Source organism: Caballeronia sp. SBC1, from assembly GCF_011493005.1.
Taxonomy (GTDB): Bacteria; Pseudomonadota; Gammaproteobacteria; order Burkholderiales; family Burkholderiaceae; genus Caballeronia.
This window is the reverse complement of the sequence record NZ_CP049158.1, coordinates 1,480,955-1,507,215: the sequence shown is the minus strand read 5'-3', so window position 1 is coordinate 1,507,215 and position 26,261 is coordinate 1,480,955. Positions and strand designations below refer to the sequence as shown.

Genomic DNA, 26,261 nt, shown 5'->3' with positions numbered 1-26,261 from the left:
GCATTTGCGATCCTCGCATGATTTCCGGCAGCGTAAAAGCCGTGTGCCCATACTGCGGCGTTGGCTGCGGCATGGTCCTGCAAGTCGAGAGTGGACAGGTGGTCAAGGTCTCCGGCGACAAGGAGCACCCGGCCAACTTTGGACGCCTCTGCACCAAGGGCTCGTCGGCCCATGTGGTCTTGCGAAAATCGGGCCGTCTGGAATGCGCCTTCATTCGCCACGAACGGGATCAGGACCCGATCCCGTTACCCATGACGCAAGCAATTTCCGACACGGCTCAGCGCTTGCGCGGGCTGCTCGACGAGCACGGCCCGGACGCGCTTTCGTTTTATGTGTCGGGGCAGATGTCGATCGAGGCGCAGTACCTTGTCAACAAGCTCGCGAAGGGGTTTGTGGGCACCAACAACATAGAGTCCAATTCGCGGCTCTGCATGGCGAGCGCCGGCAGCGGCTACAAACTTTCGCTGGGCGCTGATGGGCCGCCGGGTTCGTATGAGGACATTGACCGAGCCAACCTGTTTTTTGTGATCGGCGCGAACATGGCCGACTGTCATCCGATCCTGTTCCTGCGCATGATGGATCGCGTGAAGGCCGGTGCGAAGCTGATCGTGGTGGACCCGCGGCGCAATGCGACCGCCGACAAGGCCAGCCTCTTCATGCAGATCAAGCCGGGCACTGATCTCGCGTTGCTGAACGGCTTGCTGTATCTGCTGCATCAGAACGGTCATATCGATGCTGATTTCATCGCCGAATCGACAGAGGGTTGGGACGCGATGCCCGCCTTTCTGGAAGGCTATACGCCGGATAAGGTGGCTGAGATTACCGGCATCCCCGAAGCGGATATTCGTCGCGCGGCGCAATGGATAGGCGAGGCGCCCGAGTGGATGAGCTGCTGGACCATGGGCCTCAACCAGAGCACGCACGGCACCTGGAACACGAACGCCATCTGCAACCTGCATCTTGCCACGGGAAAGATATGCCGGCCAGGCAGCGGGCCGTTCTCGCTCACAGGGCAGCCCAATGCCATGGGCGGACGCGAGATGGGTTACATGGGAGCCGGGCTTCCGGGCCAGCGTTCGGTGCTCGTGGAAGAGGATCGGGCTTTCATGGAAGACTTGTGGGAAGTTCCGAAGGGCACGCTGAAGACTTCGCTCGGGCAAGGCACCGTGGATATGTTCTCGCGGATGGCGACGGGTGAGATCAAGGCGTGCTGGATCATCTGCACTAATCCTGTTGCAAGCGTGGCGAACCGGCAGACCGTGATTGCGGGCTTGCAGGCCGCGGAGCTGGTCATTGCACAGGATGCCTTCCTCGATACCGAAACCAATCGCTACGCCGATATCCTTCTGCCAGGTGCGTTGTGGGCCGAGGCCGAAGGCGTGATGATCAACTCCGAGCGCAACATGACGCTCACGCAAAAGGCAATCGAGCCGCCGGGCGCCGCGTTGCCGGACTGGCAAATCATTGCGCGCGTGGCATGTGAAATGGGTTTTGCCGATGCGTTCAGCTATGCATCGGCGGAGGAGGTATTCGCGGAGATCACCCGGACGTCGAATCTCAAGACTGGCTACGATTTGCGCGGCGCGAGCCATGAGCGCCTGCGCGAGACGCCATTGCAATGGCCCTGCGCGCCGGACGTTGCGGCCGATCGCAATCCGGTGCGTTATATCAACGACGGCGTGAGCCAGACGCTCAGGCAAATGTCGGATGGCAGCCGCCCGCGTGTCGCCTTTCCTACGTCAACCGGCAAGGCTGTTTTCTTCGCTCGCCCGCATGTGGCACCTGCGGAAATGCCTGACAGTGAACGGCCTATTGTGCTGAATACGGGACGGTTGCAGCATCAGTGGCACACCATGACCAAGACCGGCAAGGTGCCCATGCTGAACAAGCTGAACCCTGCTCCATTCGTGGAAATTCATCCCGAAGATGCTGCGGCGTTGGATATCAAGGCGAAGGATGCGGTCGAGATTCGTTCGCGCCGTGGCCGCGCCGTGTTACCTGCGGTCATAACCGATCGCGTTCGTGCCGGCAATTGTTTTGCCCCCATGCATTGGAACGACGTCTTTGGCGAAGAACTCTGCATCAACGCCGTGACGAATGACGCGATCGACCCCATATCGCAACAGCCTGAATTCAAGTTCTGCGCCGTTGCGCTCAGCCGCGTAGCGCCTAAAGCTGACACGGCGAATCCTGAGACGCGTAACGATGCCGCCCGCTCGGAACACGTCGACTCCGTTGTTGCCGATCACGCCCGTCCGAACCAGGAACTGGACATGTCCCGAATTGATGCCCTTGCTACGCTGCTCGGTATTCCGAAAACGCCGGCGCCTGAACTTAGCCAGACCGAACGCACCTACGTCGATGGCTTCATGAGCGGCCTGCGCTCGACTGAAGGCGGGGCAACGGGTGGCGTACCTACACTGCCACTGGGTGCGCCCATGGCCCCTGCTACGCGGCTTTGGCTTGATGGCGTCCTCGCGGGGCTGTTCAGCCGCGCGGAAACGGGCGCGCCAACGTTGGCCTCGTCGGTTGCGGCAATACACGCCGAGTCCTCTGTGCGCATTGCTCGGACGCGGCCAAAGGTCGTGTTGTTGTGGGCTTCTCAGACGGGGAATATCGAATCGTTGACCGAGCGATACGCGACCCAGTTGATGGAGTCCGGCTTCGAAATACGGACCACGTGCATGGCCGACTATGCGGTTTCCGACCTGCAAAAAGCGCAGTACGTTCTGCTGATGACGAGCACGTTCGGCGACGGCGATGCCCCCGATAACGGCGAGAGTTTCTGGACCGCGGTCAGTGCCGATACCGCCCCGCGCCTGGATGGCGTGCGTTATGCCGTGCTGGCTTTTGGCGATCGAAACTACGACGCGTTTTGCGGTCACGGCCGCAAGCTCGATACCCGTTTTCTGGAACGCGGAGCGATACGTTTGCTGGAGCGGGTTGACTGCGATGCCGAGTACCAGCCCGCGGCCGATGCTTGGCTCGAGCGGATCGTCGCACGTATCAAGGAAGAAGATGCGGCGCTGTATGCAGTCCCGGCCGACGGCATGATTCCGGCGGTGCTGCCCGGCACCGCGCCCTCGAAGACCCACCCGGCGGCGTCGCGGCTGGTGAAAAATCTGCGGCTCAACAAGCATGGCGCGGCGAAGGACACGCGTTATTTCTCGCTGGATACCGCTGACTCGGGTCTTGATTATGAGGTTGGCGATGCGCTCGGGGTGTGGCCCAGAAACTGCCCCGAACTGGTCGACGAGCTCATCGACCTGAGTGGTCTTAGCGCCAATGCCGCTGTCAATGTGCCGGGCGCGGGTGAGATGCGGCTGGCCGACGCGCTAGGCAAGCACTATGAAATCGCACGCCCGAATCACGACGCGCTGGCGTTCATCGCAGCCCGGACACGCAACGGTGCAGAGGGTGCGAATGGTGCAAGCGGTACGTTAAGCAGACTGCTCCACGAGGACAACAAGGCGGACTTGAAGAAATGGCTATGGGGTCAGCAACTGGCTGACGTGCTGCATGAATTCCCGGTCGAGCTTTCAGCCACGGAACTGGTCGGCATGCTCAAGCGCATGCAGCCGCGCCTTTATTCGATTGCATCGAGTCCCAGGGCGCACCCTGACGAGATACACCTGACGGTTTCGGCGGTCCGGTATAACAACGGGCGGCGTCAGCGCAAGGGCGTGTCCTCGACTTTCCTGGCCGATCGTGCGGGCAATGCCACCGTGCCGGTGTTCGTCCAGAAATCGGCACATTTCCGTCTTCCCCATAGCGGCGATGCACCCATGATCATGGTCGGTCCCGGCACTGGCGTGGCGCCGTTCAGAGGCTTCTTGCATGAACGCCTCGCACGCGGCGACACGGGGCGCAACTGGTTGTTCTTTGGCGAGCAGCATGCCGCCACGGATTACTACTACGGCGATGAGCTCGATGAGATGCGCCGCAAGGGTCTGCTGAACCGTCTCGATCTCGCGTTCTCGCGGGATCAGGCCGACAAGATCTATGTGCAGGATCGTATGCGTGAGCATGGCGCGGAACTGTGGTCATGGCTTGAAGCGGGCGCGCATTTCTACGTCTGCGGCGACGCGGCCCGCATGGCCAAGGACGTTGACGTGGCGCTCAAGTCTGTCGTCGCTCAGCACGCGGGCATGAGCGACGACAAGGCCAGGGAATACGTCAGCGGCATGGTCAGGGACAAGCGTTATGTGCGGGACGTGTATTGAGTTCCGCGTGAGCCCGCGATTTTGCTAACTGCGCAACTGCTGCGCCGCGATGTCTTCAAGCGACCGCCCACGCGTAGGCACGCCCATCAGCACCACGGCAGCCGCACCGATCAGCAGCACGAATGTAGTTGCCCCAAACACGCCTGGAAAGCCCAGTAACGGATACACGTACCCAACCAGGATAGGGGCGGCGATTGCGCCCAGCCGACCGATTGATGAAGCCAGACCCGTGCCGGTCGCGCGCACGTCGGTTGGGAAAACCTCGGGCGTGTACGCGTAGACACCCGCATACGTGCCATTCATGAAGAATGACAGCAGCACGCCGGACAGCATGATGCCCGCGTCGCTGCGCGTGAGCGCGAGGCCCAATGCCGAGACACCTCCCAGCACCATGTACGACGCAATGGTCGCTTGCCGGCCGATCTTCTCGTTCAACCACGCGCCTGAGAAATAACCCGGTATCTGAGCGATATAGATCACGAGAGAGTACGAAAAGCTGCGTGTGATCGTCATGCCGTTCTGCACGAGCAGACTCGGTATCCACGTGAAGAATGCGTAGTAGCTGAAGGTGATCGAAAGCCACATCAGCCACGTCATGCCAGTGATGCGCGCGAGCTTGCGCGACCAGAGCGCCTTCACATTCGCGAGCACCGACGCGCGTTCAGCCGCAATAGGAACCTCCGCTGCGGCAGCCGGGTCACTTTCCGGCAGGGGTTCCAGTTTCACGCCCGCCGCCATCAACTCGGCCTCCGCCCGCGCAACGATTGCCTCAGCTTCCGCGTGCCGTCCGCGCGCGACTAGCCAGCGCGGCGATTCGGGCAATGCGCGCCGCCACCAGAGCAACATCACGATCGGCAGGGCGGTGATCACCATCACCACGCGCCACGCGTTCGGCGCAAGCGGGATCACGAAATAACCAAGCAGCGCAGCCGCCACGAAGCCGAACGAGAAGAAGCCGGCGAGACTGCCCGTGAATGCACCGCGATAGCGCCGCGCGACGAACTCTGACAAGAACGGTGCAACGATCGCGCTTTCGGCGCCCGTGCCGAGTCCGGCAACAATGCGCGTCGCGAGAAAGAACGGCCAGTCGTGGGCAGTCGCGCTGGCCAGCGATGCGACGCAATAGATCACGAGCGCATACATCATGACGCGCCGTCGTCCGATCAGATCGCCGAGAATGCCTGCCAGCATCGCCCCGAGGAAATAGCCGATGAACGTTCCGCTGCCGAGCACGCCGGTCTGCACGCTGCTGAGCGACCACTGCGTGCGCAGCACTGGCAACAGGAACGCGAGCACGGCGGCATCCATGGCGTCGAAGGTGTAGCCGAGACCGCCCATCAGCAGTAGCCGTCGATGAAAGGATGAAAACGGCATGCGTTCGATACGGGCGGAAATCGTCGACATGGGTAACGCGCCTCGCTGACAGGAATGAACGGATTCGGCTTGGGGGCAGGTGTGCTTGAGTTATGCGTGCTCGAGTTCGTCGAAGTGGATGTGGCCGCCTTTCATCACGAACGGAATGTGTTCGCCCTGACCGAGCAGGCAATCGATGGATCGTAGTGGATTGCCGTCCACAACCAGCACATCGGCGAATGCGCCCGGCACAAGGCGGCCGAGTTTGTCGGTCATGCCGAGCACGTCGGCGCCTACCACCGTTGCGCTTGCTATGGCTTCAGCCGGCGATAAAACCTCGGCGCGCAGCCTGAATTCATCGCTTTGCAGACGCTGTGATTCACCCAGCAGATCCGTGCCAAAGCCCATGCGCACGCCCGCGCGTTGCATGATCTCGAGAGACCTCAGGCCAGCTTCATGGACGTCGGCCACTTTCGCAAGGCTCGCTTCAGGCAAGCCATATTTGCCGCCCTCGCTGGCGAGTGCTTCGTAGGTCACGAGCGTGGGAACCACGAAGGCATTGTGTTCCACGATCAGGCGGGCAGTCGCGTTGTCGATGAGATTGCCGTGTTCGATCGTGCGCACGCCGCAGCGCACCGCGCGTTCGATAGCGTCGGGCGTGTAGGCGTGAGCCAGCACGTAGGTCTGACGGCCGCGCGCCTCGGCCACGATCGCGCGGATCTCGTCCTCGGAGTATCCCCATGCACCAACGGGGTCGGTCGGCGAGGCCACCCCGCCGGACGCCATGATCTTGATCTGGTCCGCGCCCATCTGCAGTTCTTCGCGAACGGCGCGTCGCACCTCGTCCACGCCGTCCGCTACCCGTGTGAGAGCACCCACGCGTACGCAGCATCCGCAAGGCGCGTCCGGTGGCATGTAATCGCCACGCGTGCGCATGTCACCATGACCGCCGGTCTGGCTCAGCGCACGGCCGGAGACGAACATGCGCGGGCCTTCGGCCAGTCCGGCTTCCACGGCCTGCTTGAACGGGTAACCGGCGCCTCCGGCGTCGCGGATGGTAGTGAACCCCCGCCGCAGCATCGCGCGCATCAACGGCACAGCGCGCAGCGTGACGAGCACGTTGGGTAAGGTCATCACGCGGGGGAGGTTGAATTCGACCGCGATCACATGCACGTGCAGATCGATCAGGCCAGGCATCAGCGTCTTCCCTTTCAAATCGATCACACGGGCACTGGCGGTTTTGATCGGGCGGTCGGAGACTTCCTTGATTCGGCCCTCTTCGACCAGCACCTCGTGGCCGGGGATTAGTTCTGGCTGCAACGGGTCCAGCAGCGCGCCGTTGCGAAACAACACCGACGTCATCGCGACTCTCCTGAGAAAGTGGAATCCGGGGCGCGGACTGCGGGAGTAGACGCGCCATCCTGGCTTGGACTGCATGAGCGCAAACTATACGCCGCGCTCATGCAAGCGTGCTAGCGTGTCATTAATTGCATAAGGGAAAGCGATGAGGTCAGCGGCAGGGCCATGCCGTCAATGGCCGACGGTCCGACGCAGGACCCCGCCTAGTTTTCCTTGGATGTTGGCACGGCGAACGCAGCGTTCAGTCGGTCCTTGTTATCGACCGGCCTTGAAATGCCCGAGAATCGTGACCGGATGTGTTTGCGCAGGGGCTCTTCGTAAAACGTGAAAATTACAAGGCTCGCCGCAACGGCGAACACCATCGCGATCCAGCCATTCGATTGTCTGAACCCCGCTATATACGCGAGGTAGGCAATCGGCACGTGAATCAAATACAGCGAATAACTTGCCTCTCCCAGCCTGATGAATGCCCGCCGATTCAGGACGTTGATCACCGGGCGTTCGAGTAGCGCGAGCCCCAGGATCAACGCCGCGAACCACGGCGAGGCGAGATAGAACGCAGGAGAAAGCGGGCGCCAGAGCCCAAGAACCGTCAGGGCGATCAACGCAATACTGACGAGCTTGATGCCCAGCGCGTGCCGGCTTATGCCTTGTTCGCGCAATTGGTGAAACAAAATGGCGGCGTAGATGCCAATGACGAATTCGAACAGGCGGGTCAGCGGCAGGCCAACGACAAGAAAGCCGCTGCGCGACAGCGGCAGGAAGGTTTGCAGGAACATGATCCAGAGTCCCTGCATCAGGAAGAAGGCGATGCAAGCGAAGGTAAGCCGCGCCAAACGCATGGACATCATTTTTCGCAGCATGAGTGGAAACATCAGATAGAAAAACGCTTCGCACGAAACGCTATCGGATGGTCCGTTCCAGGGCTGGTTCACGGCAGCAAACGGAAACCATGCATTCAGCAACAACAACTGGCAGACCAGACTCACGCCCAGCGACAGGACCACGTGATTCTTGAGCGCATACCACCGCGTGAGCAATGACGGATCGTTGCCGTTCAGCAGGTACAGCGTGGTTGGCACACAGAATGCGAGGCCGAGCAATATGCCTGGATAGATACGTGCAAACCGCGCCTGATAGAAGGGCCGAGGGCCTTTGACCGGCAGTTGATCGCGGTAGGTGAAGGTGAGGATAAATCCGGACAGCACGAAGAACAGGGAAACGGCGGGACGGCCTCCATCGACGAAATCGAAGATCTGCGGCGGGAGAGGCAGTAGACCAAGTTCTGAGTAATGCGAAACAACTACCGTGATTGCCGCAAGAAAGCGTACGCTGGTCAACGCAGGTAGAGAATCGCCAGACTGGTTTATCGGAACAGGCACTGTGTGCTCCCGTTTTCCCGCCGTTTTAGCGCTTTGGCAGGTTATCACCGCGTGGGTGGGATCAATGTCCGGGAGCGCTCACAAAGCGCAATTGGCGGACTATGGCGTTACTTTGGCGGCATTCAACGCGATCATCGTGCATGGCGAACGAGCACGCGAACAAGGCTATGATTGTTCTCAGACAATCCGCCTGATGCAGCCGGTGCGTTATTAGGCTGTCAGGTGTATCTCTATCTATCGCTATTATTACGGCGACCGGCAATGTCGTGGTGTCGACGCCATTTGACCGATCAACCTGAAGACGGTGCCCGCGCGTTGCGTGGCGCTAAAAAAGGAGACCCGCATGAGCAGCATGGATGTTGTACAGACAGAGCGTGCGAGCGAAATCGCAAAGCGTGTGGAAGAGTTCGTGCGGACAGTGGTGGTTCCATACGAACGCGATCCGCGTTGCGGCAATCACGGGCCGAGCGAGGAACTGGTGCGTGAACTGCGCGACAAGGCGCGCGCTGCAGGCGTTCTCACGCCGCATATCCTGGCCGGAGGCGATCACCTCACGCAGCTCGAAACTGCAGCCGTCCTGAAGCAATCGGGCTTGTCGCCGCTTGGCCCGGTTGCGGTGAATACCGCCGCGCCGGACGAAGGCAACATGTACCTGATCGGCAAGATCGGCACTGGGGCGCAAAAAGAACGGTTTCTCGCGCCACTCGTAGCGGGCGATGCTCGCTCGGCATTTTTCATGACTGAACCCGCGTCCGATGGCGGCGCGGGCTCCGATCCCTCCATGCTTCAGACCACGGCCAGACACGATGGCGAGCACTGGGTTATCGACGGCACGAAGGCCTTCATTACCGGCGCCGAAGGGGCATCAGTCGGCATCGTGATGGCGCGCAGCAACACGGGCGAAGACGGGGACGACAGGGTCAGGGCCACCATGTTTCTCGTTGACCTTCCGCATCCTGCCATTCACCTTGAACGAATTCTCGACACGATCGACAGTTCAATGCCCGGTGGTCACGCGGTCGTGCGGATCGACGGTTTGCGCGTGCCGGACAACCAGGTGCTGGGAGAAGTGCACGAAGGATTCAAATATGCGCAGATCAGGCTCTCGCCCGCGCGGCTTTCGCATTGCATGCGCTGGCATGGCGCGACCACGCGCGCGCATGAGATCGCGACACACTACGCTTGTACGCGCCGGGCATTCGGCAAGTTGCTGATTGATCACGAAGGCGTAGGGTTCATGCTCTCGGAAAACGTAATCGATCTGCAGCAGGCCGAACTGATGATCGACTGGTGCGCAGCCGTACTCGATGGCGGTTCGCTAGGCACATCTGAAAGTTCGATGGCAAAGGTTGCCGTGGCCGACGCGCTGTTCCGCGTGGCCGACCGCTGTGTGCAGGTCATGGGCGGCACCGGCGTGTCGCGCGATACGGTGGTCGAGCAAGTGTTCCGCGAGATTCGCGCGTTTCGTATTTACGACGGCCCCACGGAAGTACACAAGTGGTCGATCGCCAAGAAGATCAAACGCGACACGCTTGCAGGGCTTAAGGGGACTTGAGGCGGCTGGCAGGCGCCGAGAATCGCAATGAGTCTGGCGCCCGCCAAGCTAATGCCGATGCTCGCGCCGGATCAGCCGAACAAATCAGGCCCGGACTCGCCACAAGCCGGAGCTTGAACCCTGGATAACGCTCTGCTGTTTCAGCCGTTCTGCGTGCTGCTTTTGTAGCTTCCCGTGCTGGCGAATCCCTTGAGGATCAGCATCAGGTGGAAGAAGAGCCGTTTGCTGAGCCCATAGTTGTACGCGTACAGATGTGCGAGTGCGATGCTCAGGCCCTGCATGGGTTGATGGTTGCGCGCATACACCGACACAACAATTGGCACGATCCGTTTGAGCGCCAGTTCACGCGCCGGCTCAAGGCTGCTGTCCAGCTTGAGGGACTTAAGAAAGTCGTAGGCCAATACGGCCGCGGCGGTGGTTGAGCGGGCCGTGGTCTTGGACATCGAAACGTCGGTCTTCCTGTAAAACGACACGTATTCCTTGAGGTAATAAACCTTCCGCGCTGCGATGCAAATCTGCGCACCGAACACGAACTCGCAGCCGATGCCGTATTGCTTCCTGTAGCTGATTTTCTTGACCAGATCCGCATTGGCGAGCCAGCCATTGTTCGGCATCATCTGGATCAGGCCAGTGCATCCGGGTTTGTCTTGCAGGCCGACCACCGCTTCCGTGCGGTGGTAATCCGTATTGAGCTTACGGCTCGCGTCCATATCGACACGGCCGGTATCGTCCATTTGATATTGGTCGCCGAACGCGATTTCCAGATCCGGGTAGAGGTTCCAAGCGGACAGCAGGCGTTCTATGCAATCGGGTTTGAGCGCATCGTCATCGTGAATCAGGAGGATTTTATCGCCGGTGGCACGTTCGAAAAGGCTGGCAATATTGTCCGCCTGCCCGAGCGGCGGTTCATTCTTGACGTAAGAGATGCGCGTTTCGTGCAAATACGTCGTATCCATCAGATTACGCGTGCGGGTATCGCTGGAATCGTCACCAATGACTATTTCAATGTTCGCGTGGGTTTGAGCAAGACACGAGGTAAGCGATTCCATCAGCAGTTCGGGGCGGTTGCACGTTGGCACGCAAATCGAGATTTTGGTCTGTCGCATGATGTCTTCACCGTGGGCTGAATGGTTGGATCGACCGGGCGCATTCGGCTAAACCAGGAATAGCGGCGTCGGATTGTTGAAAGACTGCGTAAGGACGGGGCGTTGCTGGTTTTATACGGTTGCGCATTTATTTCGTCAACGCGATTAAATGGCGCTAAAACCAAGTCGATTTATTTTTATTTTTTTCCCGGCAGACGTTTAAAAATCTTATGTGCGTTCTAAACGGCTGGCACGGACGCTGGACCGCAAGGGGCATTCGAGCGCCCATGCCAGCGCGATGGGGCTTATTCGCCTTCCAGGTTGTAACCGCTGAACCCCATGAGCGCGGACAAGTGCCCGGTCATCTCGCCAACCATCCTGCAAACCTCATCGAATTCGGGATTGATCTTTTTATCAATACGTTCGAGATACGGCACGTTGACCGCCGCCACGGCGTCGCCACTGCTCCCGATCACCGGGAACGCCACGTTGGTCACGCCGCGCATTTGCCGGCTGGGTACGATCTCATGTCCGGCCGCGCGAATCTCGTCGAGCAACGCCAGCAAGGCCATCGGTTCCACGTCGTTCTCGCCTTCCACGCGCGTATGGGCGGCAAGCATTCGCTCCCGCTCGGCAACGTCGCGAAAAGCGAGCAGCACGTGGCCTGACGAGGTATCAGTCAGACCCATCACCGCGCCGACTTTCAGCCCGAAGGACCATCGCTCGGGACTATCGATTTGCGCGATGACCGCTACCCGGCCGCTGTTGTAGATCGATAAATGGCACGACTGACGCGTCAGGTTCGCCAGATCGCGTAACAGCGGCAGGGCCATGGCGGTCAGCGATCGAATGGGCTGTTGCCGGTGCGCCATCTCGAACAGCTTGAGCGTTAGCGTATAGCGGTCGTTATGGTCGCCTTGCACATAGCCGCGGCGCTCGAGCGTCACGACCATGCGAAAGATTTCACTCACGGTGCGCCCGAGCTTCACAGACAGTTCGTTGAGCGTGTAACCCTCGGCGGTGTCCACGAGGACGTCTAGAATATCGAGTCCTTTTTCGAGGGCGGGCGCGGTGTAGCGGGGGCTGTCGGTACTCTCGCCGGACGCGTTCCGGGAAGGTTTTAGAACTGTATTCATGGCAATGTAGTGATCGAAAAAGAGCGCGTCGACATCAAGCGGCCCGAGGCCATCAAAGCGCTTGATCGCGGTTAGCAATACGGGCGGGCAAGCCGAACAGGATCAGCAGGGCCGCGAGGATCAGGACCGCCGCAATAGCGTACAGACCGCCTGACGGCACGCCGGTGATGTCGACTACCTTGCCGACCAGATACGGGCTGATGATGCCGCCCAGATTGCCAATGGAGTTGATCAGCGCAATCCCGCCGGCCGCTGCCGTGCCGCTCAGGAACGCAGGCGGCAAGGTCCAGAACACCGGCAGGCAGCCGATCGCACCCACCGCGGCGATCACGAGCGAGATCATCGCAAGCGTGGTGTTATGAGCGAAATACGCACTCAGGATATAACCAATGCCGCCCACGGCGACCGCCAGCCCGAGGTGCCAGCGGCGCTCGCCGTGCCGGTCAGAACTCCTGCCGAGCACCACCATGCCGATTCCCGCTGCCGCATACGGAATCGCGGTCAGCAGACCGATGGTCATCGGGCTGATGATGCCGGTGTTCTTGATCAATTGCGGCATCCAGAACGTCAGTCCATAAAGTCCCATCAGCATGAAAAGATAGATCAGCGAGAGCAGCAGCGTGCCGGGCTGGCGCATGGCGTCGATGAATTTGTGCGACGTTCCGTGGTCCTCGCGGTCCAGGTTGGCTTGCAGCATAGCCTTCTCTTCAGCGCTGAGCCACTTCGCGCTGGCGATGCGGTCATCGAGAATGGCCAGCACCAGCAAGCCGAGCAGGGCGGTCGGCAAGCCCTCGAGCAGGAACAGCCACTGCCAGCCTGCCATTCCGCCAAGACCGGCGAAGCGCGTCATGATGAAGCCCGACAAAGGGCCGCCGATGACGCCTGAGATTGAGATCGACGTCATAAAAAGCGCATTGATACGCGCTCGCCGCTTCGCAGGAAACCAGTAGGTGAAGTACAGGATGATGCCCGGCAGAAACCCCGCTTCGGTCGCGCCAATGACAAAGCGCAGCACGTAGAACCACGTTTCCGATGTAACGAACATCATCGCGGCCGAGGCGATGCCCCACGAGATCATGATGCGCGCGATCCAGACGCGCGCGCCCACACGGCTCAGGATCAGGTTGCTGGGAATCTCGAAGATGAAATAACCCACGAAGAAGATGCTCGCGCCAAAGCCGTATGCCGCGTTGGAGAGGCCCAGGTCGCCCTGCATTTGCAACTTGGCAAAGCTGATGTTGACACGATCGAAGTAGGCGAAGATGAAGCAGACGATCAGCAACGGAACGATCCGCCATACTGCCTTGCGATACGCATTTTCTTCAAGCGCAGCGGCGGCTTCCGGGTTCGCCGCTAGCGGAATCGATCCTGACATGGGGTCTCCTCTTGTTATACGTTTTATTGTTCGTAAGCTATACGAATCAATCAGGATTAATTTGACCAGCCGCCGTCGATCATGTGGATCGCGCCGGTGGTGAACGCGGATTCATCGGAGGCGAGGTAGGTCACCAGCGCCGCGACTTCTTCCGCGCGCCCGACCCGTCCAATAGGCTGACGCGCGACGAACGCGGCACGGACCTGTTCTTCGTCAAGATGCGACGCCGCGGCCTGGCTCGCGATCCGTCCACGCAGCGAGGGCGATTCGATAGTGCCAGGGCAAATCGCGTTGCAACGAATGGCCTGGCCCACGAAATCGGCGGCTACCGACTTCGTCAAACCGATCACGGCCGCTTTCGATGCGCCATAAGCGAAGCGGTTCGGCACGCCTTTCACGCTCGACGCCGCCGAGGCCATGTTGATGATCGATGCCCCTTTTCCTGCGTCGATCATGGCGGGGAGGAATGCGCGAATGGTCCGGTACATGGCTTTGACGTTCAGGTCGAAGCTGAAATCCCAGTCTTTGTCCGTGCACTTGAGGATGTTGCCGTCGTGGACGTAACCGGCGCAGTTGAACAGTACGTCGAGCGGGCCGGTCGTGGCGGCGAACGCGTCGACATCGGCGGAATCCAGCACGTTCAGGCGCGCGGTACGCAAGGTAGAGCCTTCACCCGCGTCGCGGGCGAGTTCGGCGAGGGCGCTTTCGTCGATATCGGTTGCCCAGACATTGGCGCCCTCGGCGGCGAGCATGAGCGCGGAAGCCCGTCCGATGCCTTTGCCGGCAGCCGTCACCACGATGTTTTTGCCTTCGACACGCTTGACCATGAATGCTCCTTTTTCGGTGGTTGGTCCCGTCGATGCGGTTTCCCGCATGGATTTTGTGTTGAATTTTCACATATGAAAAGAATTTTTATAAGTGAAGGTAAACGCGGGGATGTAGTGGACGGGCGTCGGGAGGCGCTTGAGGGAGGATTTTTCGCCGGAACTGCCCGGCGCGTTTGAAGTTCAGCCGATGCGGGCAAAAAGCGGCGCGAACGAAAACCACCGCGCGTGATACCGTTCCCCTTTTTCCAGCCAGGAGACGGCCATGCCGTTCGGACGAGTAAAGTGGTTCAGCGATGCAAAGGGTTTTGGTTTCATCACGCCGGACGACGGCAGCGAAGAGCTGTTCGCGCATTTCTCGGAGATCAAGACTGAAGGTTTCAAGTCATTGCTCGAGAACCAGAAGGTGAGTTTCGATATTGGGCAGGGCCCCAAGGGCAAGCAGGCGTCGAATATCCACCCTGCCTGAATCACCTCTGAGTTCGTTGTAAGTCCGCCGGTCAGCGGGTCTGGTCAGCGTCGTGCGAAGCGTGAGATTCAACCGCCGTTGCACGACGCACGCTGCACTGTTACCCCACGTGCCGTTCCGGATGCCGCAGCAGCGAGTTATTGCGTCCATATGAGATGTAGATCACGAGTCCGATCACCAGCCAGATCACGAGCCGCATCCACGTGACGAGTGGCAGGCCGGTCATCAGGAGCACGCAAAACAGGATGCCGAGAATGGGTACCACCGGCACTCCAGGCACACGAAACGGCCGGTTTGCACCGGAGTCGCTGCGCCGCAGATAGATCACCGCGCCGCAGACCAGGACAAAGGCGAACAGCGTGCCGATGCTCACCATCTCGCCCAGCACGCTGATTGGTGTGAATGCCGCAACGATAGCGACGACCACACCAATCATGGTCTGGCTGAGGTGAGGCGTCTTAAGACGCGGATGAACCCGCGCGAACAATCCCGGCAGCAAGCCGTCCTGCGACATCGTGAAGAAGATGCGGCTCTGTCCGTACAACAGCACGAGGATCACGGTCGTCAGGCCGGTCAGCGCGCCGATCTTGATGAGGATGGAGAACCAGGTGAGGCCGATTACGTCCACGCCCTTCGCAATAGGATCGGGCACGTTCAATTCGCCATAAGGCACGAGTCCGGTGAGCACCCCCGCCACCGCGATGTACAGGACCGTGCAGATTATCAGTGAGCCGAGAATGCCGATCGGCATGTCGCTCTGCGGTTTTTTAGCTTCCTGGGCACAGGTCGATACCGCATCGAATCCGATGAACGCAAAGAACACGACAGCGGAGCCGCGCAGGATTCCGCTCATGCCGAAGTTGCCGAACTCGCCGGTGTTGGCCGGAATGAACGGATGCCAGTTCGCGGGATGCACGAAGAACACGCCCAGCGCGAGAAACGCCACCACGACAAACAGCTTGATCGCGACCATGACATTGTTGAGCCTTGCCGACTCCTTGGTCCCCATCACCAGCATGAGCGTCAGGATCGCGATGATGAAGACGGCCGGAAGGTTGACCATGCCCGCCACGGACGTGCCGTCGGCAAGCTTCACCATGGTGCCGGGAGCCGCTGCCAGCCGGGGCGGAATGGAGACGCCCACGTTATGCAGCAGGCTGACGATGTAACCCGACCAACCGACCGCAACGGTGGACGCGCGCATGGCGTATTCGAGGATCAGGTCCCAGCCGATGATCCACGCGAACACCTCGCCTAGTGTGGCGTACGTGTAGGTGTAGCTGCTGCCGCAGACGGGCAGCATGGCTGCGAGTTCGGAATAACACAGGCCGACAAACGCGCAAGCAATACCGCCCAGTATGAACGACAGGATGATGGCCGGACCCGCAAACTGCGCAGCGGCCGTGCCTGTCAGCACGAATATACCCGCGCCAATAATGGCGCCAATGCCCATTGCCGTGATGCTCAGTGCGCCGAGTGTCTTCGCTAGCGGGCGCTCGCCGCCGTCAGCACTCTTGACTATATCGGCAACGGTTTTACGCGCCATGTAACTCGTGTCAGCCATGATGTATCGCCTCCGTCGTACTTCGGTGGGCACGAGTTAACCCGGACGGTTTGCCCGGATCAACCTGCGGATCACTACGAAAAACGCTTGATGCAAGACGACTCACGACGACTCACTGCAATGAGTGAATGGCGCTGACGGATTAAGTCTATGCCGAATGAAATTTAATGGGAAGCGATGCAGCGATCCGGTCTTGCACCGGTCAGGGTGCAATACCGGCGGGTTGATCATCGCGTGAGCACGCGATGGGTTTGCGGCAATGCAATGTTCCAGGAAGCTCGGTGAGCTCCTTGGCGAGTCCGTATCAGTGCTTGCGGCGCTCACGTACTGCAGCAGCGAGCGTTTGCAATACCGGTTCGGTTTGCGTCCAGGCGAGGCACGCATCGGTAATGGAGACGCCGCGGCGCAGCGGTACTCCGGGCTTCAGATCTTGCCGGCCCTCTTCCAGATGACTTTCGATCATCACGCCAATAATGCGCCGGTCGCCGCCGTTCAGTTGCCGTGCGATGTCCTGACCTACCTCGATCTGGCGCAGATGCGACTTGCCCGAATTCGCATGCGAGCAATCGATCATCACCTGTTCGCGAAGTCCCACTTCCTTGAGTGCGGCACAGGCGGCGGCGACCCCTTCGCTGTCGTAGTTCGGCCCCTTCTTGCCGCCGCGCAGGATCACGTGTGCGTCCGCGTTGCCGCGGGTTTCGAAGATGGCGGCCATGCCCATCTTGGTCATGCCCATGAATGCGTGGCTTGCTTGCGCTGCGACGATTGCGTCCGCTGCGATCTGCACGCCGCCGTCGGTGCCGTTCTTGAAACCGATCGGGCAGCTCAGTCCCGACGCCAGTTGCCGATGGCTCTGGCTCTCTGTTGTCCGTGCGCCAATAGCGCCCCAGGCAATCAGGTCCGCAATGTACTGCGGGCTCAGCAAGTCGAGAAACTCGGTGCCCGTTGGCAAGCCAATGCCGCTGATCTCGAGGAGCAGCTGACGTGCGCGGCGCAGGCCTTCGTTGATCCGGAACGTGCCGTCGAGCAGCGGGTCGTTGATATAACCCTTCCAGCCCACGGTCGTGCGCGGCTTTTCGAAGTACACGCGCATCACGATCAAGAGGTCGTCGCGCAGTTCGTCGGCGGTGGCCTTCAGCAGATGGGCGTATTCAAGTGCCTGGTCATGGTCGTGAATCGAGCACGGTCCGACCACAACGACCAGCCGGTCGTCGCGGCCTTGAAGAATGTCGGCTATTTCAACGCGGCTTTTTTCAACCAGCGTCTGCACCGCGAGCGGCACAGGCAGATCGTCTTGCAACAGCGCAGGAGAAATTAGCGGGCGGACGGCACCGATGCGGACGTCGTCGATGCGGGTTGTATCTTGCGTCGAGTCGGCACGGCCGGCCTCCTGGTCGTGAAACGGGTTGTCGAGGCGGCTCATGGGATGGTTCTCCGGAAACAGGGTGACAGCCTGGGATTATCGCATTTGAGCCAGTCAATGCAGGAGACCGGGTGGAGCAAAATAAGCAAAGAGATAGACGCGGGATGAGCTTGGTCGTGATCGGCCAGATGACGCGTGTTCACGATTCGTTGCGTTATCAGCGACCTTCCGACACAGATTTTGCTGATTGAAGTTATACCAAACCTCGTTTCGGCAACCACCCAAGCGCGTTTACCCTCAATTTAGTCATACTATTTTGGATTTTCCGTCGCCGTGCTTATGCTGTGTGTACGTCGGTCAGGACCGAAGCTTCTCTTTCGCCGAACATGGACTATCGACATCTTCAACAAAGCAAAAGCATGCACGGGCGCATCGTGCAGGATCTCGGCATGGACATCGTCGGCGGCAAGGTGGCTCCCGGCGAACGGCTGCCCGCCGAGGCGCTGCTGTGCGAGACCTACGGCGTGAGCCGCCCGGTCTTGAGGGAAGCAACGCGTGTGCTCGTGGCGAAGGGGCTGGTGGTGTCGAAGCCGCGGGTAGGCAGTGTCGTCAGGCCGCGCGCCGACTGGCACATGCTGGACCCCGACGTGCTTTACTGGACGCTCAGCAGCATGCCCGAAGGCGAGTTCTTCCGGTCGCTGCTCACGGTACGGCGCATCATTGAACCGGCCGCTGCGGCACTCGCGGCGACGAGCGGCAGCGGCGAGGATCTTGCCAGGATCGAGGCCGCCTACATGCGCATGGAGGCGGCCGCAACCGCGCCCGAATTGCTCGAACCCGATCTGGAGTTTCATCGCGCGATCATGGCGGCCACGCACAACGACATGCTGGCGTACATCGGCAATATGATGTCGCTCGCATTGTCCGAATCCATCCGCCTGACCAGCCGTCATCCCGATACTCACGCGCTGTCCTTGCCGCGGCACAAGGCGATTCTCACGGCCATTCAAAGCCGGGATCCACTGGGCGCGCGGCAGGCGAGTCTGGTGCAACTCGAAAGCGCGCGGGTTGATGCGGACAGCGTGCTTGAAGATGGCGGCACGCGCCGCGCCTAGACAGTGTTTTAGTCTCCAATCAGTTGAAAATAGTAAGACTATTTGACGATTAAGCCGGGTTTACGCCGCTGCCTGACCGATTCGATGCGAAATATAGTGTGACTATTAAAAACTCATAAAAGGGCGTCCATTCAGGGACGCCCTTTCGCGTAGACGAGGAGACGGATGTGGCCGACAAGCTCGTATCAACCGCCGAAGTTGCAACCGGCGCCCGTATGAATTTTCGCTGGACCGTGCTGATATGGCTGGTGGCGGGCGGCATCATTAACTACATCGACCGCGCCAGTCTCTCCATCGCCGCGCCGGAAATGATTCGCGAACTCGGGTTGTCACGCACGCAGATCGGCTTGCTCGGCACGGTGTTCGCGTGGACCTACGCGGTGATGCAATTGCCGGCGGGCTGGGTGATCGACCGCTTCGGCGCGAAGAAGGCCTACGCGATCGCCATGATCTGGTGGAGTGTTGCGACCTACATGACCGGCGTGGTCGGATCGGTCAGCGCGTTGCTCGTGATGCGCGCGTTGCTGGCAGTTGGCGAAGCGCCGTGCTGGCCGACCTCGGCGAAGATCACAGCCGCGTGGTTCCCGATGAAGGAGCGCGGGTTTGCCACGGGCATCTGGGACTCATCGTCAAAATGGGGACCCGCGCTTGCGCCCGCTGTCCTCGTTGCGTTGATGGTCGCGTTCGGATGGCGCTCGCTCTTTCATGTGGCGGGGTTTGTCGGCATCGCGTTCGCCATCGTATTTCTCTTTCTCTATCGAAATCCCGAGCAGAGCAAGCGGCTTTCGAAGGAAGAGTTTGCTTATATAGAAGCGGGCGGCGGAGGACGCGAGCGCTCGATCAGCAATTCAACTCACGAATGGCGCGGATTGTTCACGCACCGCAGCGTGTGGGGCATGATCCTCGGCTACTTCTGCGCAATCTGGTTGTGGAACCTGTTTCTCGTGTTCCTGCCGCTGTATTTGCTTGATCGCTTTCACATATCGTTCGTACAACTCGGTATTTACGCGAGCATTCCGTGGATCGGCGGCGCGGTGGGGGAAATTATTGTGGGGTATCTGACGAAGAAGATGGTTGATCGAGGAATGGCGACGCCCATTGATGCCAAGCGCATGTGGATCGTGATTTGCGCGATCGGCGCGGCGGGTTCCGCGGTGGCAATTCCTTTCGTTGATTCACTGGGGGTCACCATCACGCTGATGACGCTGGGCCTTGCGTTTCTCGCGGCAATTATTGGTGCGGCGTGGGCGCTCGCATCGGACGTTGCGCCCAAGTCGATGGTCGCCTCCGTCAGCGCGATTCAGAATTTCGGCGGGTATTTCGGTGGGGCGTTCTCGCCCGTCGTGGCGGGGTTTATCGTCGATAAAACCGGCTCTTATTCGATCGCGTTGATTTCTGGCGGACTGATTGCGGGATGTTCCGCGCTGTTTTATTGGTTCATGGTGCGCCGGGTGGTGCCGGAGCAAGGACCGGTTCAGGGGGCGTGAGGTTTGCGGTCCTGCCCGATGTGTAGCTTTTCGGGCAAGGAGACGCCTGGATTAAACGATGCCAGCCTTGGTTAAGGGGAGGCGAAGCGAACCACACGGCCTGATTTATCCAGACCGCGCGGTTGCATCCTGTTTCGAACGCCCACTCAAACCGCCGTCGCTTGCCCCGCTCCAAGATCGGCGCCGGTGGTCGGATCCGAACTCTTGTCTGATGCCGTGCGCGCAGCCATGGCCTGCAACACATCCACGTCTTCCGCCGATACGCCCACGGTCGCGAGCCCGTCTCCGCCATCCACGGCCGGTTGCGGATCTTCCACGAACTTCCAGTCGCCGCCTTCGTTCCACGGTCCGCGCACCGGTGCCTCGCTGCCTTGCGACATGTTGTAGTAGACGCTTGTAAATTCCGGCACACCCGGCAACTTGCCCTGCGGGAAATTCGGCTGGATGGAATGCAGTGCCTTCTCGAAGGACTTCTGATGCGCAATTTCACGCGTCATGAGGAAACCGAGCGCTTCCTGAATGCCAGGGTCATCGGTGACGTTGATCAGTCGTTCGTACACGATCTTGGCACGCGCTTCAGCCGCGATATTCGAGCGGAGATCGGCAGTCGGCTCGCCAATGGTGTCGATATACGCCGCCGACCACGGTACGCCCGCCGAATTCGTAAGCGCGGGACCGCCGCCGTAGAGAAGGGCGGTGGTATGCGAGTCGTTGCCGCCGGAAGTCATCGACCGGTACAGCTCCGCTTCCTTCTCGACCGCTTCGGACAGTTGGCCCTTCGCGCCCTTGTTCAGCATCGCAACGATTGAACCTATGATTTCCAGATGGCTCAGTTCCTCCGTGGCAATATCGAACAGCATGTCCTTGCGGCCCGGATCGTCCTCCCCTACGGCTTGTGTGAAGTAGCGGCAGGCCGCGGCAAGCTCGCCCTGTGGGCCGCCGAACTGCTCAAGCAGCAGGTTGGCGAGACCTGGATTCGGCGCAGCGACACGGACGGTGTATTGCAGGCGTTTGTTATGAATAAACATAGGTAGTACTCCTTCAATAGTTTATCGTTCAGCGTTTTTTTGAGCACGCGACAGACGTGCAGAAGCACGCGAAATTGTCGCGATGAAAAAACAAAACGAAGGTGGCGAATTGCTCCGGACAGCAACGCGATGCAAAAACTGCGTCGCACCCAACCCTGGGCGCCCGGGTCTCAGAGCGGCGAAATGCTCTGGCGTACAAGCGGCAATTTCGCCGCGAAGGAAAAATGGACTGCGACGACAACTTCAGCATGGGCCGTTCCTGATGCGCCTTGTCCCGATTTCCGGCTTCTGCAGAGCGAAGCGAAACGTCAAAAAATCTTGACGTAATGCAAAAACCAGCCTATAACCATCTCACTGGATGGTAATTGGATGGTTTAGATGATTCAAAAAATCGAAGTACTCAGGCCGAAGGGCGGTGAGACGGAGAAGATCACGATCAACCTGGGTCCTGTGGACTTGGGGCAGATCGACCTGCTGGTGGAAGAGGGTTTTTATTCCAACCGCACGGACCTGATTCGCACGGCTATCCGGAATCAGCTTGCGACGCACTCTCAGGTCGTGAACGAAACGGTGACGCGGCGTGCGCTGGTGCTGGGCATGCAGCACTTTTCCAAGAGCGATCTTGAAGCGGCGCGCGCGGCGGGTGAACAGTTCGACATTCAGGTGCTGGGACTCGCGAGCATTGCTGCCGACGTGTCCGCCGAATTGGCGCTCGAAACGATCGCATCGATTGTCGTCCTGGGCGCTTTTCATGCCTCGCCTGCGGTGAAAGCGGCGCTGGCTGGCCGGATTGCCTAGTCATGCTCGAAAAGAGCAATAGCAAAAAACAGTGGGAAAGATAATGAAAATCAGCGAAGGATTCCTGCATTCAATGCAGGATGCAATGAAGCTGCTGCGCGCACGCGGCCCGAGGGAAGCCACCGCGGCGCTGCAGCGTGCGCTTGGGGCGCATGCTCAGCCAGCCACTCAAACAAATACGGATGCTCCCGCTGTCCCATATCCGGGCACCTTCACGACGCATACATTCACCAGCACCGCCGGTCATCGGAGCTACAAGCTCTACGTGCCGAAGCATCACGGCGGCCGTCCGCTGCCGCTGGTGGTCATGCTGCATGGCTGCACGCAGGACGCCGACGACTTCGCTGCAGGCACGCAAATGAACGCGCAGGCGGAGCGGGACGGATGCATCGTGGTGTATCCAGTGCAGCCGCAGGGCGCGAACGCATCGAAGTGCTGGAACTGGTTCAAGCCCACCGATCAGCGGCGTGACAGCGGCGAGCCGGCGCTGATTGCTGGCATTACGCGAGAAGTGATGTCGAAGCACGCAGTCGACCCGGCGCGCGTATTCGTGGCCGGTTTGTCAGCGGGTGGGGCAATGGCCGCCATCATGGTTCAGGCGTATCCGGACTTGTACGCCGCGGCGTGCGTGCATTCAGGGCTGGCCGTGGGTTCAGCGCATGATTTGCAATCGGCGCTGGCGGCCATGCGAGGTGGAAAATCACCCGGCGCTAGTCGCGCGGCGGCACCGAAGCGGCCGCTGATCGTTTTTCACGGCGATGCCGACGCAACCGTGCATCCATCAAATGCGGCTGAGTTGTTGCGCGGTTTTGGCGCTCAGGCCGTTGTCTTCGACGAGACTTCTCATGGCGAAGGGGGCAAGCGTAAGAGCACAGTGGAGCGTCTGAAATCAGCGGAGGGTGTCGATGCCGAGTTGTGGCGCATCCATGGCGCTCCGCACGCCTGGGCAGGTGGTAGCGCGAATGGTTCGTACACCGATGCAACGGGTCCGTGCGCGAGCGCGGTCATGATGCGGTTTTTCCGCGATCATCCACTGAAAAGTTGATCGGCAACATCTTTAAAAAGGGGGCGGTGAGCGTGTTTGGGCCGCTTATTGAAGATGAAGCGGCAGTCGTGCACTGCGGACTCTGGGGGCGCGAATGACGTGTAATAGATAGTGTCTCGGAGAAAGACGAAAGGGCCATGCGAATGGCCCTTTCGTTCATGGTCTCATCGTAAAGCTCAAGCCGGCAGCGAAAAGCTCCCGATCGCTTCACGCAGCACATCGACCTGATCCTTCAACGAATGTGCCGCCGCTGCCGCTTCTTCCACCAGCGCCGCGTTCTGCTGCGTCACTTGATCCATTTCACCCACTGCGCGGTTCACCTGTTCAATACCTGCGCTTTGCTCGTTCGAAGCGTGGCTGATTTCATCGAGGATCTCGTTCACGCGGCGTACCGAACTCACGATTTCGCCCATCGTCGCGCCGGCGTTCGACACCAGCGACGCGCCTTCCTTCACCGTTTCCGTCGATGTCCCGATCAGCGCCTTGATCTCCTTCGCGGCCGTTGCCGAGCGTTGTGCCAGACTGCGCACTTCTGCTGCCACCACAGCAAACCCGCGCCCTTGCTCACCGGCACGCGCTGCTTCCACGGCCGCGTTCAGTGCCAGGATGTTGGTCTGGAACGCGATGCCATCAATCACGCCGATGATGTCGCCAATCTGCTTCGAGCTTTCCGTAATGCGCGTCATGGTGTGAATGACCTGCTCGACCACACCGCTGCCGCGCTGGGCCACATCGGCAGCTTCGCCGGCCAGCTTGGCGGCTTGCGTCGCGCTGTTGGCGTTCTGCTTCACGTTCGCCGTCATCTCGTCCATGCTCGATGCCGTCTGTACCAATGCAGCGGCCTGCTGCTCGGTGCGTTGCGACAGATCGGTATTCCCCGCTGCAATCTCCGATGCCCCCACATTGATGTTCTCCGTCCCGGCTCGCACCCGCGTGACGGTTTCCACCAGACCGCTTTGCATCTCGCTCAACGCGAACATCAGGCTATGCGAATCGCCGTCGGCAAGTGGCACATGCGTGGTCAGGTCGCCGCGCGCAATGCGCTGCGCCGCGCCGACAGCAATCGACGGATCGCCGCCGAGTTCACGCTTGATGCTGCGTAACACCAGCAGCATGACCAGCGAAGCGAGCACACCGAGCACGGCGGTGATCGCGAACCAGCGAAACGCGCTCGCGTAGAACGCAGCATCGATGTCGTCCGTGTACATGCCGGTCACGATGAACCAGTCCCACGGTACAAAGTGCTTCGCGAAACTCATCTTCGGCACGGGGGTGTCGCTGCCGGGCTTGGACCACATATAGTTGACGAAACCACCATCGGGCGTTGAGCTCGCGGCGTTGACAATATTGACAAAGAGCTTGTTGCCCGCCGGATCGGTGAAGTTTGCGAAGTTGTGTCCGTTCATGGCCGGCTTGATCGGATGCATGATCATCGTGGACTGCGAGTCGTTGACGGAGATGTAGCCGTCCGTGCCGTAGCGCATCGAGCCAAGCACTTCAAGCGCTCGCTTTTTCGCTTCGTCTTCGGAGATCGTCTTGTTCGCAGCGAGACTCTGGAAATGAGCGGTGGCAGTCATGCCTTCGGCAACCAGCGCTTTCAATTGATCACGGCGATCGTCCATTGTCGATGAACGGCTTTGCCAGGCTCCTATAAATCCGATTGCGACCAATCCGATCCATAGCACGGCGATCATCGATCCGAGCTTTTGATTCAACGTCATCTTCTTCATGTTTCCGCCGTCGCCTATATTGAACCGTCTGATTAACTGTGCGGCGTCGGGCGCTGCCGAACGCTATGCCTGACTTCTTTACGGCAAAGCGCGGGCGGAATGTAGGGATGGGATAACCCGTAGGCAGTGAAACGAACACGTCATCCTATTCGTCAGATGATAAGACTGCGCGATGCATATGCCGCGTGTCCGGTTGCACGGCGCTCGTAGAGCAAGCGGACACGTATCGTCGTAACGATCAGAGGTCAGGCATGGAATTAAAAAGTGCTTCGAATACCGACCCGTCCAACGGCCTGCTTCTGATTGCTCGAAGGATTGAAGCCGGCGATCTGAGCGGCCTGTGCGTCGCCGGCAGCTTTCTGAAACACGCCGAGCATATACACCGATGTCCGCTTCGAGAGCGCATATTCGGCCGTCAAATTGAACTGGTTGTATTTGGGCTGTGCGCCGGTCGCATGATCACGGCCGGTGGTGTAGGTGTAACCCGCGCCGATCGTCACTGCCGGGGTGGGATTGTAAAGAGTCGATAACTCGTAGTTCTGGAAGGTTGCATCGTGTCCCGCGCTGCCTTGCTGGAAAATCGTATTCGTGAAATCGGCCAGCACACGCAGCGAAGCCAGCACCTGATACGAAGCCCCTACGCCCAGTACCTTCTGCGCACGGGCAGCGGCCAGGAAGTCGCCATAGACCGCGTTCGTGAAGCCCGGATAGTTCTGGTAACCCTGGGTTGAGACGCCCGGATCGTTGATGCGCAGATACCCCACGCCTGCACTGACCGGTCCGGCGGCATAGGTTGCGCCCGCGCTGAAGGTGGAGTTGTTTGAGAACTGCCCGGCGATGCCGCCCAGCGAATACAGTCCGCCGAAGGTGAACCCGGCAAAGGTGGGGCTGCGATATTTGATGGCGTTCGAGATGGGGAAGCCGTTGTCGGTGTTGTCCATGTCGTTCGGATGGGCGAAATAATAGCCGCCGATGTTACCGTTCAGCGTATAAGGCTCGACGAAGTCCACAACTGAGTCCCACTGACGGCCGAGCGTCACCGTACCGGCCTGTTCGCTCTGAAGGCCCACATAAGCGTTACGGGAAAACGCGAGACCGCTGCCAAGGCGTCCTGAGTTGATGTTGAAGCCGCTTTCGAGGCGGAAGATTGAGGACAGGCCACCGCCCAGATCCTCCGTGCCGCGCACGCCCCAGCGGCTGCCTGCGGTCACCCCGGATGCAATCTGGACCAGATGGCTGCCCTGCACGTTGCTGACTATATCGACACCATCTTCCACGATCCCGTATAACGTGACCGAACTCTGTGCATGCGCCAGGGAGGCGGTGGCCATGATCGGGATGATCGTTGCAATTTTTTTAATCATATAAAC

At 59.9% G+C, this 26,261-nt stretch carries 19 protein-coding genes; 7 read left to right on the top strand and 12 right to left on the bottom strand.

All coding sequences use genetic code 11. The features are described from left to right. Positions 1 to 17: 17 nt before the first annotated feature. Positions 18 to 4,223: a bifunctional nitrate reductase/sulfite reductase flavoprotein subunit alpha gene (locus SBC1_RS33550; RefSeq protein WP_165104606.1), complete on the top strand. Its 4,206-nt coding sequence runs from the start codon at positions 18 to 20 to the stop codon at positions 4,221 to 4,223. Between the two features lie 24 nt (positions 4,224 to 4,247). Here the strand turns inward: SBC1_RS33550 and SBC1_RS33545 are convergent, their stop codons facing one another. The 3 genes from SBC1_RS33545 to SBC1_RS33535 all read right to left on the bottom strand — a co-directional run bounded on the left by SBC1_RS33545 (position 4,248) and on the right by SBC1_RS33535 (position 8,317). After that, on the bottom strand, positions 4,248 to 5,627 hold the full coding sequence (locus SBC1_RS33545; protein ID WP_165104605.1) for an MFS transporter: 1,380 nt from the start codon (positions 5,625 to 5,627) through the stop codon (positions 4,248 to 4,250). Between the two features lie 60 nt (positions 5,628 to 5,687). Then, positions 5,688 to 6,938, bottom strand: coding sequence for an amidohydrolase family protein (locus SBC1_RS33540; protein WP_165104604.1), 1,251 nt, complete (start codon positions 6,936 to 6,938; stop codon positions 5,688 to 5,690). 200 nt (positions 6,939 to 7,138) lie between these two features. After that, positions 7,139 to 8,317 (bottom strand): acyltransferase, encoded by a 1,179-nt coding sequence (locus tag SBC1_RS33535; protein WP_165104603.1) that lies wholly within the window; start codon positions 8,315 to 8,317, stop codon positions 7,139 to 7,141. A gap of 352 nt (positions 8,318 to 8,669) precedes the next feature. Here SBC1_RS33535 and SBC1_RS33530 point away from each other — a divergent pair, with 352 nt between their 5' ends. Beyond that, positions 8,670 to 9,872 carry an acyl-CoA dehydrogenase family protein gene (locus SBC1_RS33530; RefSeq protein ID WP_165104945.1) on the top strand — a complete coding sequence of 401 codons (1,203 nt, stop codon included), beginning with the start codon at positions 8,670 to 8,672 and terminating at the stop codon, positions 9,870 to 9,872. A 140-nt stretch (positions 9,873 to 10,012) separates the two neighbouring features. Here SBC1_RS33530 and SBC1_RS33525 read toward each other — a convergent pair whose 3' ends face one another. From SBC1_RS33525 to SBC1_RS33510, 4 genes are all read right to left on the bottom strand, one after another. Further along, complete coding sequence (locus SBC1_RS33525) at positions 10,013 to 10,978, bottom strand: glycosyltransferase family 2 protein (RefSeq protein WP_165104602.1); 966 nt, start codon at positions 10,976 to 10,978, stop codon at positions 10,013 to 10,015. Between the two features lie 284 nt (positions 10,979 to 11,262). Continuing rightward, a complete protein-coding gene (locus tag SBC1_RS33520; protein ID WP_165104601.1) occupies positions 11,263 to 12,093 on the bottom strand; it encodes an IclR family transcriptional regulator in 831 nt (276 codons plus the stop codon). Between the two features lie 52 nt (positions 12,094 to 12,145). Further along, positions 12,146 to 13,468 carry an MFS transporter gene (locus SBC1_RS33515; RefSeq protein WP_165104600.1) on the bottom strand — a complete coding sequence of 441 codons (1,323 nt, stop codon included), beginning with the start codon at positions 13,466 to 13,468 and terminating at the stop codon, positions 12,146 to 12,148. Positions 13,469 to 13,524: 56 nt separating this feature from the next. After that, positions 13,525 to 14,295 carry an SDR family oxidoreductase gene (locus SBC1_RS33510; RefSeq protein ID WP_165104599.1) on the bottom strand — a complete coding sequence of 257 codons (771 nt, stop codon included), beginning with the start codon at positions 14,293 to 14,295 and terminating at the stop codon, positions 13,525 to 13,527. A 262-nt stretch (positions 14,296 to 14,557) separates the two neighbouring features. Between SBC1_RS33510 and SBC1_RS33505 the strand changes: the two genes are divergently transcribed. Continuing rightward, positions 14,558 to 14,761 (top strand): cold-shock protein, encoded by a 204-nt coding sequence (locus tag SBC1_RS33505; RefSeq protein ID WP_158939464.1) that lies wholly within the window; start codon positions 14,558 to 14,560, stop codon positions 14,759 to 14,761. A gap of 100 nt (positions 14,762 to 14,861) precedes the next feature. Here SBC1_RS33505 and SBC1_RS33500 read toward each other — a convergent pair whose 3' ends face one another. Further along, the gene (locus SBC1_RS33500; RefSeq protein WP_165104598.1) at positions 14,862 to 16,325 is read right to left on the bottom strand and encodes an amino acid permease; all 1,464 of its coding nucleotides are present in this window, start codon (positions 16,323 to 16,325) and stop codon (positions 14,862 to 14,864) included. A gap of 304 nt (positions 16,326 to 16,629) precedes the next feature. Then, the gene (locus SBC1_RS33495) at positions 16,630 to 17,748 is read right to left on the bottom strand and encodes a 3-deoxy-7-phosphoheptulonate synthase (RefSeq protein ID WP_165104597.1); all 1,119 of its coding nucleotides are present in this window, start codon (positions 17,746 to 17,748) and stop codon (positions 16,630 to 16,632) included. Positions 17,749 to 18,074: 326 nt separating this feature from the next. Between SBC1_RS33495 and SBC1_RS33490 the strand changes: the two genes are divergently transcribed. Next, on the top strand, positions 18,075 to 18,803 hold the full coding sequence (locus SBC1_RS33490; protein WP_165104596.1) for a FadR/GntR family transcriptional regulator: 729 nt from the start codon (positions 18,075 to 18,077) through the stop codon (positions 18,801 to 18,803). Positions 18,804 to 19,018: 215 nt separating this feature from the next. Next, positions 19,019 to 20,290 carry an MFS transporter gene (locus SBC1_RS33485; RefSeq protein ID WP_165104944.1) on the top strand — a complete coding sequence of 424 codons (1,272 nt, stop codon included), beginning with the start codon at positions 19,019 to 19,021 and terminating at the stop codon, positions 20,288 to 20,290. Positions 20,291 to 20,436: 146 nt separating this feature from the next. On the opposite strand, the gene SBC1_RS33480 is transcribed toward SBC1_RS33485, so the two are convergent. Then, a complete protein-coding gene (locus SBC1_RS33480; RefSeq protein ID WP_165104595.1) occupies positions 20,437 to 21,318 on the bottom strand; it encodes a manganese catalase family protein in 882 nt (293 codons plus the stop codon). A gap of 378 nt (positions 21,319 to 21,696) precedes the next feature. Between SBC1_RS33480 and SBC1_RS33475 the strand changes: the two genes are divergently transcribed. Together SBC1_RS33475 and SBC1_RS33470 are read left to right on the top strand one after the other, a co-directional pair. Continuing rightward, complete coding sequence (locus SBC1_RS33475) at positions 21,697 to 22,116, top strand: CopG family transcriptional regulator (protein ID WP_165104594.1); 420 nt, start codon at positions 21,697 to 21,699, stop codon at positions 22,114 to 22,116. 43 nt (positions 22,117 to 22,159) lie between these two features. Further along, positions 22,160 to 23,161 (top strand): PHB depolymerase family esterase, encoded by a 1,002-nt coding sequence (locus SBC1_RS33470; protein ID WP_165104593.1) that lies wholly within the window; start codon positions 22,160 to 22,162, stop codon positions 23,159 to 23,161. 176 nt (positions 23,162 to 23,337) lie between these two features. On the opposite strand, the gene SBC1_RS33465 is transcribed toward SBC1_RS33470, so the two are convergent. Both SBC1_RS33465 and SBC1_RS33460 read right to left on the bottom strand, forming a co-directional pair. After that, positions 23,338 to 24,882: a methyl-accepting chemotaxis protein gene (locus SBC1_RS33465; protein WP_165104943.1), complete on the bottom strand. Its 1,545-nt coding sequence runs from the start codon at positions 24,880 to 24,882 to the stop codon at positions 23,338 to 23,340. A 266-nt stretch (positions 24,883 to 25,148) separates the two neighbouring features. After that, positions 25,149 to 26,255, bottom strand: a complete 1,107-nt coding sequence (locus SBC1_RS33460; RefSeq protein WP_370469678.1) for a porin — start codon at positions 26,253 to 26,255, stop codon at positions 25,149 to 25,151. Between the last annotated feature and the right edge of the window lie 6 nt (positions 26,256 to 26,261).

Excerpts from the sequence above, each read along its gene's own strand:
- SBC1_RS33540 (WP_165104604.1), bottom strand. The coding sequence starts at position 6,938 with ATGACGTCGGTGTTGTTTCGCAACGGCGCGCTGCTGGACCCGTTGCAG.
- SBC1_RS33470 (WP_165104593.1), top strand. The coding sequence starts at position 22,160 with ATGAAAATCAGCGAAGGATTCCTGCATTCAATGCAGGATGCAATGAAG.
- SBC1_RS33505 (WP_158939464.1), top strand. The coding sequence starts at position 14,558 with ATGCCGTTCGGACGAGTAAAGTGGTTCAGCGATGCAAAGGGTTTTGGT.
- SBC1_RS33545 (WP_165104605.1), bottom strand. The coding sequence starts at position 5,627 with ATGTCGACGATTTCCGCCCGTATCGAACGCATGCCGTTTTCATCCTTT.
- SBC1_RS33480 (WP_165104595.1), bottom strand. The coding sequence starts at position 21,318 with ATGTTTATTCATAACAAACGCCTGCAATACACCGTCCGTGTCGCTGCG.
- SBC1_RS33495 (WP_165104597.1), bottom strand. The coding sequence starts at position 17,748 with ATGAGCCGCCTCGACAACCCGTTTCACGACCAGGAGGCCGGCCGTGCC.
- SBC1_RS33490 (WP_165104596.1), top strand. The coding sequence starts at position 18,075 with ATGGACTATCGACATCTTCAACAAAGCAAAAGCATGCACGGGCGCATC.
- SBC1_RS33515 (WP_165104600.1), bottom strand. The coding sequence starts at position 13,468 with ATGTCAGGATCGATTCCGCTAGCGGCGAACCCGGAAGCCGCCGCTGCG.
- SBC1_RS33510 (WP_165104599.1), bottom strand. The coding sequence starts at position 14,295 with ATGGTCAAGCGTGTCGAAGGCAAAAACATCGTGGTGACGGCTGCCGGC.
- SBC1_RS33530 (WP_165104945.1), top strand. The coding sequence starts at position 8,670 with ATGGATGTTGTACAGACAGAGCGTGCGAGCGAAATCGCAAAGCGTGTG.
- SBC1_RS33485 (WP_165104944.1), top strand. The coding sequence starts at position 19,019 with ATGAATTTTCGCTGGACCGTGCTGATATGGCTGGTGGCGGGCGGCATC.
- SBC1_RS33465 (WP_165104943.1), bottom strand. The coding sequence starts at position 24,882 with ATGACGTTGAATCAAAAGCTCGGATCGATGATCGCCGTGCTATGGATC.
- SBC1_RS33460 (WP_370469678.1), bottom strand. The coding sequence starts at position 26,255 with ATGATTAAAAAAATTGCAACGATCATCCCGATCATGGCCACCGCCTCC.
- SBC1_RS33520 (WP_165104601.1), bottom strand. The coding sequence starts at position 12,093 with ATGAATACAGTTCTAAAACCTTCCCGGAACGCGTCCGGCGAGAGTACC.
- SBC1_RS33525 (WP_165104602.1), bottom strand. The coding sequence starts at position 10,978 with ATGCGACAGACCAAAATCTCGATTTGCGTGCCAACGTGCAACCGCCCC.
- SBC1_RS33550 (WP_165104606.1), top strand. The coding sequence starts at position 18 with ATGATTTCCGGCAGCGTAAAAGCCGTGTGCCCATACTGCGGCGTTGGC.
- SBC1_RS33500 (WP_165104598.1), bottom strand. The coding sequence starts at position 16,325 with ATGGCTGACACGAGTTACATGGCGCGTAAAACCGTTGCCGATATAGTC.
- SBC1_RS33475 (WP_165104594.1), top strand. The coding sequence starts at position 21,697 with ATGATTCAAAAAATCGAAGTACTCAGGCCGAAGGGCGGTGAGACGGAG.